Consider the following 14195-nt stretch of genomic DNA (forward strand, 5'->3'; position numbering starts at 1 on the left):
TTACACTGTATTCAGTGTGATTGACTCGTTAAGGCATTGGTCAGTGATAACGGTGCTTCCTTGAAGATCTGAGATGGTGCGGGCGAGGCGGATGATTTTGATTTGGGTCCGGTTGCTCCAATTTTTCTTGATGGCTTGCTGCTGCAATGTTGATTGTTGTGTGCCTGTTAAAGGAGTCTTGCTAAGAAGAACTTCGAAAGGGACTCTACTATTACAAATCTCTTCACCATAGCGATTATATTGCCTCTCCCGTGCCTGCCCCACTCTTTCACGCACAACACTTGAGGGCTCCCCTTGCAGGGGCATCCCATCAGCGGCGGTTAAATCCACTGGCCTTAACGTCAGATTAATATCAAATCGATCCCTCAGCGGACCTGAAAGTCTGTTTTGATACGTGAAAATCTGCTTAGGTGAACACGTACAATAATGTGCATTCGAACCGGCATATCCGCATGGGCAAGGATTCATTGCCGCAATCAGCACAAACGAAGCAGGATATGTAATCGTGGCATGGGTGCGGCTTATGGTGATGAATCCATTTTCGAGCGGCTGCCGCAGCATATCTAATGTTTTTCTTGGAAACTCGCCGATTTCATCTAAAAATAAAACACCCCGATGAGCCAGAGAGATCTCCCCGGGTTTTGGGTATTGGCCACCGCCGATAATGGCAACTCCAGATGCCGAATGGTGCGGACTTCGAAACGGTGGCAGCAGGCTTTGAGTGTAGGAATTTCTACTTAATTGATATAAGCTGAGTACCTCGAGTTGCGCCTCTTTTGTTAATACCGGCAAAATAGACGGAAAGCTCTCGGCCAGCAAGCTTTTGCCACAACCAGGAGGACCGGTCATCAGGACATGATGTTCTCCTGCAGCCGCTATCTCTAATGCATGTTTGGCACTGGCATGGCCGATGATTTGCTGAAAATCTAAATATGGACTGCGTTCAACTTTTACCTCATCTTCTTTTTTTAAATTGTATGGAGTCCACTGCCCCGCAAAATGCCCGATGACATCTTTTAAGGAAGCAACGTGAATGATTTCTAAACCCTCAAAATCAAGTATAGGGAGATGGTCATCCAAAGGGATATAAAGTCTCCTTATCCCTTGCCTTTTTGCCGCAAGAACGGCTGGCAGTAGCCCCTCCACAGGCTGAACTGAACCGTTCAGGGAAAGCGCCCCCAGAAAACCCGTATCTTCAGGGATTACTGCCTCTACCTCATGCAGACTTAGCAGCAGCCCAATTGCCATCGGAAAATCAAACATTGGACCGATTTTCTTTTGATCCGCAGGCGATAAATTAATGATAATTTTATTTCCAGAGAAGATATAACCCAGGGAGCTGAGGGCCGCAATAATTCGCTCCTTTGACTCCTTCACAGCCGCATCAGGCAGGCCGACAATTTTAAACGAATCATTCCCTACATAGGTTCCTACCTCCACATTCACCCGATAACCTTCCATCCCCTTTAAGCCGATGCTGGTCACTCGAGCCCACATGGAAACCACTCCCCCTCGAGCTTGATGATCTTTCCATCTTTCCAAAAAAACTTGTCCGTTAATAGGGAATGTATATATTGTTGGTAATAATGTTGCGACGGTTCTGGAAAATAGGAAAGGATTGGGTTGGGGTTAACAAGGGAGGTCTCTTCACTTTGGCCGTAGAGATAGGCACGATAGCTGCTCCAAGGATACTCCTCGGGCGCCGTCACCATCCTGGCTTCCACTGGGTTTAGATGAATATATTTGCTAACATCTATCTCATATTCACGAGAATCGAGGATTTCGGCACCATAACGCTTGTCGAAAACATGGCCCGAAAAATCATACTTTTGATTAAAATATTTTGCGTATTTTGTATTGAGATGTTTCATGATGATACTGAGTGGAGTGTCATACGTTTCAAGCTGGAGGTGGGTATGATTGGTCATTAAGCAGTAAGAGTGAAGTTGAAAGGGATACCGATCTTTCGTTTCTTCTATGTAACTCAGATACTTCTTATAATCTTCATCCTCATAAAACAGCGAACTCTTTCTAATTCCCCTGCTGGTCACATGAAACTTCGCACCTGCAAACCACAAACGAACCCTTCGCGCCAAATCGATCACTCCCTTAATATAAGTATATTTATACGATGGAAATGGTGGTATGGGTGTCAGGCACCATCCCCGTCTTTTCTATTATACAAATATTTTCCATGGAAGTTCGCGATATTGAAATATGTAACAAAATGTTCAAATGGTTTGGTTGGAGAGAGCAAGGCGCTTTGTCTGTGTCTTTCCTGTTAGTACCCTTTTGTCCTGCTAAATAACCAAGTTCGAAGTTTATCATAAATGTATAAAAGGTGGGTAGCCCTAATATTTATTAGTAAAGTATCTCTTCATTTCTTACTTTCATTAGGGGGGAATGTCTCTGAAAAGTGTAAGAATGATACAAAGATTGGTTGGTGTTCTCCTTCTTGTGTACGGGATTTATCTTATTTTCGGTACACAAGAGTTCTTTGGTACCATATTAATCATTATCGCCTTCTTAATTTTTCCCAGCTTAAACAAGGAAAAAAAGAGATCTTACAGCAATGATGTTGATTACAGTGATCGTTACAATGATTCTGCCAATGATAACGACAGCTCCTCTGGCGGCAGCGATTCAGACGGCAGTGGCAGTGACTAATCATTCAAAGCTATTCCCCTTGTACACAATCTAAAAATGCCCCCGATTTTAAGATTCGGGGGCACCTTCACTTTCAATCAAAGTTACTTCGCCTTTGCAAAATAATACAAAAACCACACCGCGTGATTTTGCTCATCTGCTGCTGCCCTTCTGAATACTTCTTTAATGAACGGGTCTGTCGCAGAATCAGCTATTTCCATATAAAAATCTACTGTTTTTTGCTCATCCTCTAGGGCAAACTCCAATCCTTTTAAAAAGGTATCCGGACAGTTCTCGGTAATCTTTGGCTGAGGGGGCACACCTGTTAACCCCCGGTAAATCTGAACAAACTGTTGATAATGTTTAATTTCATCCTGACGAATCTCAAGAATTTGCTCCCGTTCCTTCTTAGACGGAGCCAGATTGGCCAGCCTGGCATAACATTCACTCGCACTATATTCACCGTTTATGGCCTTCTCCACATCCTGAACCAATGGAAAGGATGGCCGATTTAAGGCATCGCGGTAATTTGTAAAACGGTACATAGAGGAACCTCCCCAATTATTATCATTATGTATCTTATGAATAATGAAAGAATTGGGTGAATAGCTGAGATCCTTCAAATTGATCAGGATCTTTTAAATGGTGCCTGACACCCTTTATACCTCTTGGGTATTGTTTACCTTTACCTTTTCCTTTGTTTTTACCTTTTGATGTTCGGTTCCCTTTTGGTCTTCCGCGATGAGTTCTTTTAGGAATTGGAGAAGCTCATCATGGATGCCTTCCTGCTGAAGGGCAAATTCGATTGTTGTTTTGACAAAACCGATTTTTTCCCCCACGTCAAACCGTTTCCCTTCGAAATTGTAAGCGAAGACGCGCTGAATCTGATTGAGTTTATGAATCGCATCCGTTAACTGGATTTCACCACCGGCGCCTGTCTCCTGCTGGTCAAGGAACATAAAGATCTCAGGGGTTAATATATATCTTCCCATGATGGCTAAATTTGAAGGGGATGTACCTGGCTTCGGTTTTTCAACAAAATTTTTGACTTGATAACGTCTGCCCTCTTGCTGAAGCGGATCGACAATCCCGTAACGGTGTGTTTCATTTTCAGGAACATGCTGGACGCCAATAATCGAGGAGAAAGTCGCCTCATACTGATCAATCAGCTGTCGTAAACAAGGGGTATCACTTTGAACAATATCATCGCCCAAAAGAACAGCAAATGGCTCATCCCCAATAAAATTCCGTGCGCACCAAACGGCATGTCCCAAACCCTTCGGTTCCTTTTGACGGATATAGTGAATGTCCGCAAGATTGGAGGTATAGTTCACTTTATTTAAAAGATCCCATTTCTCCTTTTCAAGTAAGTTTTTCTCAAGCTCCGGGGCAAAATCAAAATGATCTTCAATCGCCCGTTTCCCTTTTCCAGTTACAATAATAATATCCTCAATCCCTGAAGCAATTGCTTCTTCGACAATATATTGAATCGTTGGCTTATCTACAATTGGCAGCATTTCTTTTGGCATTGCTTTCGTTGCTGGTAAAAAACGGGTCCCCAGCCCCGCAGCCGGAATTATCGCTTTGCGAACTTTTTTCACAGTCTGTCTCTCCTTTACGTCACTTATAATATGTATAGTATAACAATATTTTTAGTTTTACCCATAAATATCCTAATAACCCCAATTATTATACCATAAGACCCTTTTTCAAAACTAAGATTCGGGTATATTTATGTGGTGTCTTTTCGTGGCGGATTGGTGTCTTTTAACGGTGCCTGTCACCCATTTTAGTGTTATGATAGTAGCAATATTTAATAATACCAGTCTGTTACAAATGGTGCCTGACACCATTTAGTTGACTTCTTTTACCTGAAAGGAGATTTTCTATGCCTTCTTTTGTTGATGTGCCAAATGGTGTTTTTCATGCGGTCTGCCCGCTTGATTGTCCGGATCAATGTGGGTTGCTTCTGCATAAAGCGGACGGAAAGATTGTAAAAGTGGAGGGTGACCCGCGCCATCCAGTTACGAAAGGGCATATTTGTAACAAGGTGCGGAATATGAATGAACGGATTCATGACGAACATCGTCTGAAATATCCGCTCAAACGAGTTGGTCCAAAGGGCGAAGGAACATTCACCCCCATTAGCTGGGAGGAAGCGCTCCAAACCATTACATCCCGTTGGAAGAAGCTCATCGAATCAGATGGTCCGGAGAGCATACTTCCGTACAGTTTTTATGGAAACATGGGGAGACTCAGTGCCGAAGGAATGGACCGGCGTTTTTGGAATCATTTAGGCGCCACTAGGCTAGATCGAACCATTTGTTCCTCCGCCGGATCTTCAGGGTATCAATATACAATGGGCGGCAGCCTCGGGATTGACCCTGAAGATACTATCCATTCCAACCTGTTCATCTTTTGGGGAATCAATGCCGCCAGCACCAACATGCACCAGGTGGCATTGGCGCAAAAAGTGCGCAAGCAAAACGGTGCGAAATGGATTGTCATCGATGTTCATAAAAATCAAACCGGCCGATTAGCCGATTGGTTTATTCCGATTTTGCCAGGGACGGACAGCGCCCTCGCCCTCGGGATCATGCACATCTTATTTGCAGAAAACATGGTCGATCATGACTTTTTACAAAAATATACCATTGGCCATGAAGAGCTGCGCGAGCATGTCCAACAATACGACCCTGCCAGCGTTTCTACCATCACCGGTGTTCCAGTCGAAGATATTTTTAAGTTGGCAAGGATGTATGGCAAAACGTCCCCTTCCTTTATTCGAATAGGCAATGGCCCGCAGCATCACGACAATGGCGGTATGTTCGTCCGTACCGTCGCATGCCTTCCCGCCCTTACCGGCCAATGGCTTGTCAAAGGCGGCGGTGCCATTAAAGGAAATTCCGCTTATCTTGAACCAAATACGGTAAGCTTGCAACGGCCAGATCTTTTGAAAAATAAACATACCCGCGTGGTGAATATGAACCAACTAGGCGAAGCATTATTAACATTAGATCCGCCCGTAAAATCCCTTTATGTGTACGGTTCAAATCCTGCACTGGTTGCCCCGTCCAGCAATAAGGTCAGACAGGGTCTTGAGCGCGAAGATTTATTCCTTGTCGTTCATGATTTATTTTTAACAGAGACGGCCAAATACGCGGATATTGTGTTACCAGCAACATCTTCCTTCGAAAACACCGATTTATACACGTCGTACTGGCATCATTACGCGCAAATTCAACAGCCCGTCATCGCCCCGTACGAGGAATCCAAATCGAATGTGGAGGTCTTCCGCTTGCTGGCAATTGGAATGGGGTTTGGCGATGTGGCTGCCTTTAAAGAAACAGAGGAAGAAATGATGGTGGGCGCGCTTGATAACCCGCGGAATTCCTTTTTGGAAGGACTTAAATATGACGCTTTAGTAGAGCGGCAATACCTGAAAGCCAAGGTGAAACCATTGTTTCCAGGGACGCTTCCGACTCCAAGTGAAAAAATAGAGTTATATTCTGAGAGGATGAAACAGGACGGATACCCGCCGCTGCCAACCTATATCCCGCTGGTGGACGATGGAGATCACGGCTATCAATTTGTCCCCGGGCCGAATCACAATTTCTTAAACTCTACTTTTTCTAACAATCAGAAGCATATTGGGCTTGAAAAAGAACCTCGCTTACATATGAATCGCCTGGATGCGCTAGCAGCAGGAATTGAAGAAGGTGAGATCGTGCGCGTGTGGAACAGTCGCGGGGAATGCGAGTTAAAAGTTGCGGTGGGAGATAATGTCCTTCCAGGGGTTGTCGTGTCGCAGGGGCTCTGGGCAGATACGGTGGGCAGGTCAAGGTCCGGTTCTGAGTCTGGGGATGCCAACCCCAACCAAAGCAAAAGGCATTTACTGAACGCACTTACTCCCGATCGCATCGCAGATATGGGAGGCGGCGCAACCTTCTTTTCAGGGCGGGTAAGTGTCGAGAAAATATAGGGTAAAAAAAGGAACCAGAGCCCAATCAGCTCTGGTTCCCATCAATTTCAAAATGGTGCCTGTCACCCTTTACTAGCTTACTACCCACTTTATAGTGTTATTGGTGTCAGGCACCAATGGTTTCGCGGAGCCAGTTTTTGCCTTCGACGAGGCGGGTGACGAGCATGGCACAGACGGTGTTTCCGGTTGAGTTGAGTAGTGTGGCCGGTGCGTCGATGATGGTGCTGATAACGGCGATGATCGGCAGGGTTTCTGGCGGGAAGCCATAGACACTGATGATCAACATTTCACCAATCATTCCGCCGCCAGGTATTGCGCCCATCACGGCACCGACTAAAAAGGCAACGGCGAGAATACTTAAGATATTCGAGATGCTCGTTAAATCCTTTCCAAATAACGCAAACAGGAAAACGATTTTCAGGATGCCGCCAAAGACGGACCCATCTTTATGTGTGTTCGCACCAAGTGGGACAATCGTTTCCGCAATATCCTTCGGCACCCCCATCTTCCGAACCGTGTCGAGGTTTACAGGAATGCAAGCCGCACTCGAACAAGTCGCCAGCGCCGTAACAGATGGCGTGATGGCATTTTTCCAAAACACTTTGACGCCTGACTTGCCGCCAGCAATGAAGGCATACAGGGTGAAAAATCCAAAGTAATAAATGACCGCCAAGATCAAATACAGGACAAACGAGCGGGCATAGCCTTCTAAAATTTGCGGTCCAAGTTCACCAATGACCGCGGCAAAATAACAGCCAAGTCCGATCGGCGCATAGTACATCACGATTTTGACCATCTTCATCATGACCTCTGTCGCCGCCGATAAAAAGGCCGCAACCGGTTTCGCCTTTTCGCCAACCATGGCAGTCGAAATACCAAACAGCAACGAGAAGACAATGAGCTGAAGCATATTACTTCTCGACAGCAATAAATTAAAATCGGATACCGTGAAGGTGGCAACGAGATGGTCCATAAACGTTAATTTTTCCGCATCCGTTTCCACAGAGGAATGATTCATTACCTCTTTAATCCCGGCAATGTCGGCATTTTCAATCGGATGGATAATGGACGCACCCACTAATCCGAGAATAGCGGCGACTGAAGCGGTCACCAAGAACACGACAAGGATGCTGCCCATAATTTTCCCCAGCCGTTTCATGCCATTCATGTTAGCAATCGCTGAAGCAATGCTAAAAAAGACTAAAGGCACAATGATCATGAACATGAGGTTTAGAAAAAGATCGCCAAACGGCTTCACAACGGCCGTCTTTGTTCCAAAAATCAAACCTGCTGCCCCGCCTATCACGATGGCAGACAGTAAAATCAAGGTGAATCGATAATTTTTAAAAAATAATTTCAAATGAACCCACAGCCTTTCGACAACATTCTACATCATCTGCAAATAATCATACCCAAATTCAGGCGTTAGGTAAATGACTTTGTTACTCAAAAAAAGAAATGTCCATTCTCAGAAAAGATTGGGCATTTCTTTTTTCATATATTAATATTCCTGATTCCGATGCCACTTCCAGGCATCAGCAATAATTTTTTCTAAATTCCGCTCCGCTTTCCAGCCTAATTCAGAGAAAATTTTATCCGCAGAAGCCACAAGCCTTGCGGGATCACCCGCGCGGCGGTCGGCGATTTCTACATTTGCCTTCACGCCAGTGACTTTTTCACATGTTTCAATAACCTCTTTAACAGAATAGCCATGGCCATTGCCAAGATTATAGACTTCCGTTGATTTCTTGCCTGCCACCAACGCCTGAAGGGCAAGAATATGAGCATGTGCCAAATCCGTGACATGAATGTAATCACGAATACATGTGCCATCAGGTGTATCGTAATCCGCGCCAAAGACAGAAATCTTTTCCCGCTTACCTAGCAGCTGTTGAAGAACAATCGGGATAAGATGGGTTTCCGGATCATGACTTTCGCCAATCCTTGCAGATGCATGGGCCCCGGCCGCATTAAAGTACCGCAAAACCACATACTTCAGCCCATCAGATGCTGCAAGATCCCCGAGAATCTGCTCCACCATTAATTTGGACCGCCCATAAGGATTAATCGGCGTCGTAGCACTTGTCTCATCAATCAACTTAACATCAGGGATTCCATAAGTCGCCGCAGTTGAGGAAAAAATAAACTTTTTCACCTTGAATTTCATCATAACTTTTAATAGTGTAATAGTAGACGCGACATTATTTTGATAATATTTCAAGGGATCCATAACCGACTCCCCGACCAAACTGTAGGCAGCAAAGTGCATCACCGCTTTGATGGGATAGCTTCTAAAAACCATAAGAACATCATCCACATTGCCGAGATCCCCTTTGACAAAGATCGCCCGACTATCGACGGCCTCACGGTGCCCTGTCGAAAGGTTATCGAGTACGACGACCTCTTCTGTTTCCACTAATTCCTTTACCACATGGCTACCAATGTAACCAGCTCCGCCAACGACGAGAATCATAGTCATTTCCCCTTAGCTAGAATTTCATTCACGTCTACCATTATAACATTATTCAAAAAAAACGGCTTGTCCCGGGTGTTTACTAATATTACCCAAATAGCAAACTATTACTTCTATTCTGACAAGCAACCCAAAATATGCTAAGATTTGGATGATACATGGATAAAGGATGATATACATGAGGTCCATACGAAACCATTCCGTCAACCAGGAATTTAATCAGTCAAACTACGAGCAATTATATGAAAGAATGAAGCTCATTTCCTATATGTTGATCTTCACCTACCCTTGTTTCTTCATTGTCGACTTTGTTTTGTTTAAGAATCTCGATGCTCCCGTTTTTAAAATCGGGCTAGCCTCCGTGCACATAACAGGGCTGATGATTTCTATTATTTTTTTAATGATTTACCGCTTAGATAACCAGAAAGTTTCCAAGAGTCTAGTGGTGAACGGCTTTATCCTCTTTTATTTACTAATGGGGGCCGTCTCCGCCATTAACAGTCAGTTATTTACAGGAAACATTTACGCTTATATCATCATTCTATTGGCGGTTGCCGCTATTTTACCCATCCGGCCAAGGAATTTACTTATCCAGTTCGTCACTGTCCACGGTGGCTTCCTGATTGGTTTATTCTTCATACATCCCAATCACTATTCCTACTTATCAATGCTTATAAACTCGACCGGTACCGTAGTCATTTCGTTCACCATTGCCCTAGCATTCTATTCATTTCGAAAAAATGACTTTTTAAATCAGGCAAGACTGAACCAAAGTGAGGAAAGTTTTCGCAGATTATTTACTGTCAATCCCAATCCTCTCATACTTGCAAAATCAGCCAGTGGTGAGATTGTGCTTTTGAATCAACAGGCCATCGAATACTATCATTTGGATCCGCATCGCACGGAATCCTTCGAGATTCAATATTTGTTCCGAACCCTTGATGAACAACAAGAGATTTTGAAAAGGCTGGAAGCGGAAAAGAGTATCAGAAACTACCTGACAGAGCAACAAATTACCCCGGAACTTAAGAAATGGTCGCTGCTTAATTTTGAATTGGTTGAATACATGGGCGACACGTGTATGCTAATTGATACAACCGATATTACCGATTTGAAAAAGAAGGAAGCAGAACTTCTCGAGCATGCCTCGATTGATATGCTGACCGGTGTCAGAAATCGCCGATGCGGCATCGAGCTGCTTCGCGAACTGCAATCAGCAGGGCCTCGTCAAACGGAATTTATTCTTTGTTATATCGATATTAACAATTTAAAAATTGTCAATGATCGTTATGGACATTCGACTGGGGACGATTTGATTAAAACATGCTGTGAAACGATTAACCTGCACTTAGAGCCACAGGATGTCCTATTCCGCCTAGGCGGTGACGAATTTATTATTATTTTTCTAAAAAAGCAGCTCGCTGACGCAGAGAAGGCATGGGACCATATCAAACTGGCATTTCAGGCTATCAACGACAGCAAACAGAAGCCCTATCAGATTTCGGCTAGTCATGGGTATTACCACTATAAGCCAGATGTTCCAATTACGTTAGAGGAAATGCTGGAATTGGCTGATCAAGATATGTATAAGAACAAGGTCAACTATAAAGGTCAAAAATCAGAACTAATGCGAAGGTAGGCCAGATTCTCGATGAATCCGGTCTTTTTTGTCACCATGTGTCTGGCGGGCGAGACTGCGAGCAAAATAGAATTTTCCCCATAGAATATAGTGTACAACCATTAAAACTGAATGGGAGGAATGATTCATGAAGCTTTATGTAGATCCGGGTCATGGCGGCAAAGACCCCGGCGCCCAAGGTAATGGACTAAACGAGAAAGAGTTAACGTTAGATATAGCGCTAAAGTTACGCTCCATTTTAACCAACAGTTATGAAGATATTGAAATAAAGATGAGTCGCATGACTGATGTCAGTAAAAGCCTGCAGGAGCGGACAAACGAGGCCAACAGTTGGGGCGCAGATTATTTTTTGGCGATTCACATTAACGCTGCCGGCGGTTCTGCCCAAGGATATGAGGACTATATTTATAGCGGTCTCTCTAACACAAGTACAACAGCGAAATACCAGGAAATCATCCATAGTGAGGTCATGAAGGTGAATCAGCTAAAGGACCGAGGCCGAAAAAAGGCTAATTTCCACGTTTTACGTGAGTCGGCGATGCCTGCTTTTTTATCAGAAAATGGCTTTATCGACAATTCCCACGATGCCGCATTAATGAAACAAGACTCCTGGCTTCAGGCTGTAGCCCAGGGGCATGCAAACGGGGTGGCTGCCGCCTTTAATCTAAAAAGAAAAGCAAATAATCCACCAGAACCAACGAATCCGGTGGCTGGAACACTATACAAGGTGATTGCAGGATCGTTCCAATCAAGGGAAAACGCCAATGAGCGGGTTGCATTCTTGGGTGCGAAAGGAATCAATGCGTTCGTCAATCCTACAATAATCTCTGGAAAAACCTGGTACCGTGTTCAAGCTGGTGCCTACTCAAACCGTGAAAATGCTGAAAAACAAGTAGCTGTTCTGAAACAAGTTGGGATTGCGGATGCTTTTCTTATTGCAGAAACTAGCATCGCTGCTGCAGATTCTATTTTAGGGCCAACCCGCTTATCTGCGGAACAAATGAACTCGTTTGTGAAAACGGTGAATCCTGATGCATTGGAACTTGGAAGTTATTATCAAGACTTCGGAAAGTTTTATGGAATTAGGGGGGACATCGCTTTTGCCCAGGCATTGCATGAAACCAATTATTTCCGTTTTACCGGTGTCGTTCGTTCTGAGCAAAACAACTTTGCTGGGATCGGGGCGATTAATGTTGATCATCCTGGTGCAAGTTTTGCTGACTCCAAAGATGGAGTCCTTGCTCACCTTCAACATTTATTCGCCTATGCTTCGACTGAGCCATTGCCGCCGAAATATCCATTGGTTGACCCGCGGTTTCAATTAGTAAAAAGGGGATCCGCCCCGAAGTGGACCGATTTAAACGGCAAGTGGGCGGTGCCAGGGACAACCTATGGCCAATCGATAGTAGATTTATATAAGAGAATGGTGGATGTGACTTTTTAATGGAGGGCGTTTTGATTACCCTCTTTGAAGATGATGAAGGACTCATCCTTTCTTTCTTCCTTCCTGCACATTAGTTCTTCATCCCTCTTATGAAGGACTCATCTCTTCTTCCTTCCTGCACATTTGTCCTTCATCTTGCTTATGAAGGACTCATCTCTTCTTCCTTCCTGCCCTTTAGTCCTTCATCCCGCTTATGACGGACTGATCTCTTCTTCCTTCCTGCACATTAGTCCTTCATCCCGCTTATGACGGACTCATCTCTTCTTCCTTCCTGCACATTAGTCCTTCATCCCTCTTATGAAGGACTCATCTCTTCTTCCTTCCTGCACATTTGTCCTTCATCTTGCTTATGAAGGACTCATCTCTTCTTCCTTCCTGCCCTTTAGTCCTTCATCCCGCTTATGACGGACTCATCTCTTCTTCCTTCCCGCACATTAGTCCTTCATCCCTCTTATGAAGGACTCATCTCTTCTTCCTTCCCTCTCATCTGTCTTTCATCCCCACCGACGAACGATATTCCTTTCAGAACGTTCAACAATAATCGCTATTTTTCAAAGGGGTAGTAGGTCAATAATTGGGCAAAATAAAAATTAGCTATTGAAAAGTCACTTAGAAACGAATAATATAGTAAAGTCATAATAAATCGTTCGTGTTTTGGAGGAACCATCATGTTTAGACTGAAAGAAAATCAAACAAATACAAAAACGGAACTGCTCGCAGGAATCACCACCTTTTTCACCATGGTCTATATCGTGGTCGTAAACCCGGTCATTCTTGCTGATGCCGGCGTTCCCTTCGAACAAGTATTTTCAGCAACAATCATTGCCGCCTTGGTCGGTACACTATGGATGGGGCTTTTCGCCAATTACCCAATCGCCATCGCACCTGGCATGGGGCTGAACGCCTACTTTGCCTATTCCGTCGTTGGCGGTCATCAAGGGATTAGCTACCAAACAGCCTTTGCTGCCGTCTTCGTTGCAGGTCTTATTTTTGTCATTTTATCGTTAACACCCTTTAGAGAAAAATTAATCGAGGCTATCCCGGATAACCTCAAACACGGAATCACAGCAGGAATCGGGTTATTTATTGCCTTTATCGGCCTGCGCCAAACCAAAATCATCACCGCACACCCATCCAATCTTGTTGGTCTTGGAGACCTGCATTCCCCAGAAGCGATTTTAGCTATAGTTGGGCTTGCGGTCACATTAGTTTTGATGGTGCTAAGAGTGAACGGTGCCTTATTTTTCGGAATGATTGTTACCGGGTTAATCGCCTTCTTTACTGGCGAGCTTTCATTTGATAAAGGAATCATGGCGCTTCCTTCCCTTCCAGAAGGACTAATTGTTGCGAATCCAATCACGGCACTGACAGATGTCGTTCAGCACAGTCTTTATGCGGTAGTGTTTTCCTTTGTTTTAGTCACCATTTTTGACACAACTGGCACGATGATTGGGGTCGCGAACCAGGCAGGATTAATGAAGGGAGACAAATTGCCGCGTGCACGCCAGGCATTGTTATCAGATTCCCTTGGGACAGCGGTCGGCGCCATGTTTGGGACAAGCCCAACAACAGCCTTTATTGAATCTACTTCCGGCGTTGCTGCCGGCGGCCGGACTGGTTTAACCTCCGTGACGGTTGCCGTGCTATTTATCGTATCGGCTTTCTTTGGTCCGCTCGTTAGCGCCGTGTCCGGAATTGCCGCGATTACGGCACCTGCCTTAATCATTGTCGGCAGTCTGATGATGGGGAGCATTGCCAAAATTCGTTGGGACGAGCTCGATGAAGCCTTCCCGGCATTCTTGACCGTCCTCAGTATGCCGCTAACCTCCAGCATTGCAACGGGAATTGCCCTTGGTTTTATCAGTTTTCCACTGTTAAAAATCACAAAAGGGAAATGGCGAGAGGTGCATCCATTACTTTACGTGTTCGCCGTGTTATTCTTTATTCAACTTGCATTTTTGCAGCACTAAAAATGGATAGCGGAAGGCACCCGAAGCTTGACCACCCTCAA

The 14195-nt window shown here is 44.6% G+C and carries 11 protein-coding genes; 5 read left to right on the plus strand and 6 right to left on the minus strand.

The features are described from left to right. Together RCG19_RS06445 and RCG19_RS06450 are read right to left on the minus strand one after the other, a co-directional pair. Entirely contained in the window at window positions 1–1497 is a 1497-nt protein-coding gene (locus RCG19_RS06445) for a YifB family Mg chelatase-like AAA ATPase (RefSeq protein ID WP_308110134.1), read from the minus strand. Then, window positions 1482–2096: a transposase gene (locus tag RCG19_RS06450; RefSeq protein WP_308110135.1), complete on the minus strand. Its 615-nt coding sequence runs from the start codon at window positions 2094–2096 to the stop codon at window positions 1482–1484. The genes RCG19_RS06445 and RCG19_RS06450 overlap by 16 nt, the downstream gene beginning before the upstream one ends. 307 nt (window positions 2097–2403) lie before the next feature. On the opposite strand from RCG19_RS06450, the gene RCG19_RS06455 reads away from it, so the two are divergent. Then, window positions 2404–2667: a hypothetical protein gene (locus RCG19_RS06455; RefSeq protein ID WP_308110136.1), complete on the plus strand. Its 264-nt coding sequence runs from the start codon at window positions 2404–2406 to the stop codon at window positions 2665–2667. Between the two features lie 83 nt (window positions 2668–2750). Here the strand turns inward: RCG19_RS06455 and RCG19_RS06460 are convergent, their stop codons facing one another. Together RCG19_RS06460 and galU are read right to left on the minus strand one after the other, a co-directional pair. After that, entirely contained in the window at window positions 2751–3191 is a 441-nt protein-coding gene (locus RCG19_RS06460) for a ferritin-like domain-containing protein (protein ID WP_166244480.1), read from the minus strand. A gap of 114 nt (window positions 3192–3305) precedes the next feature. After that, complete coding sequence (galU, locus tag RCG19_RS06465; protein ID WP_308110137.1) at window positions 3306–4247, minus strand: UTP--glucose-1-phosphate uridylyltransferase GalU; 942 nt, start codon at window positions 4245–4247, stop codon at window positions 3306–3308. 287 nt (window positions 4248–4534) lie between these two features. On the opposite strand from galU, the gene RCG19_RS06470 reads away from it, so the two are divergent. Next, window positions 4535–6628: a molybdopterin-dependent oxidoreductase gene (locus RCG19_RS06470; RefSeq protein WP_308110138.1), complete on the plus strand. Its 2094-nt coding sequence runs from the start codon at window positions 4535–4537 to the stop codon at window positions 6626–6628. Window positions 6629–6734: 106 nt separating this feature from the next. Here RCG19_RS06470 and RCG19_RS06475 read toward each other — a convergent pair whose 3' ends face one another. Continuing rightward, entirely contained in the window at window positions 6735–7988 is a 1254-nt protein-coding gene (locus RCG19_RS06475; RefSeq protein WP_308110140.1) for a dicarboxylate/amino acid:cation symporter, read from the minus strand. Between the two features lie 141 nt (window positions 7989–8129). Next, window positions 8130–9101: a UDP-glucose 4-epimerase GalE gene (galE, locus tag RCG19_RS06480; protein WP_308110141.1), complete on the minus strand. Its 972-nt coding sequence runs from the start codon at window positions 9099–9101 to the stop codon at window positions 8130–8132. A gap of 178 nt (window positions 9102–9279) precedes the next feature. On the opposite strand from galE, the gene RCG19_RS06485 reads away from it, so the two are divergent. The 3 genes from RCG19_RS06485 to RCG19_RS06495 all read left to right on the plus strand — a co-directional run bounded on the left by RCG19_RS06485 (window position 9280) and on the right by RCG19_RS06495 (window position 14154). After that, window positions 9280–10740 (plus strand): sensor domain-containing diguanylate cyclase, encoded by a 1461-nt coding sequence (locus RCG19_RS06485; RefSeq protein ID WP_308110142.1) that lies wholly within the window; start codon window positions 9280–9282, stop codon window positions 10738–10740. Between the two features lie 127 nt (window positions 10741–10867). Then, complete coding sequence (locus tag RCG19_RS06490) at window positions 10868–12184, plus strand: N-acetylmuramoyl-L-alanine amidase (RefSeq protein WP_308110143.1); 1317 nt, start codon at window positions 10868–10870, stop codon at window positions 12182–12184. Between the two features lie 668 nt (window positions 12185–12852). Next, the gene (locus RCG19_RS06495) at window positions 12853–14154 is read left to right on the plus strand and encodes an NCS2 family permease (RefSeq protein WP_308110144.1); all 1302 of its coding nucleotides are present in this window, start codon (window positions 12853–12855) and stop codon (window positions 14152–14154) included. The last annotated feature ends 41 nt before the right edge of the window (window positions 14155–14195 follow it).

The organism is Neobacillus sp. OS1-2, assembly GCF_030915505.1.
Classification (GTDB): Bacteria; Bacillota; Bacilli; order Bacillales; family Cytobacillaceae; genus Neobacillus.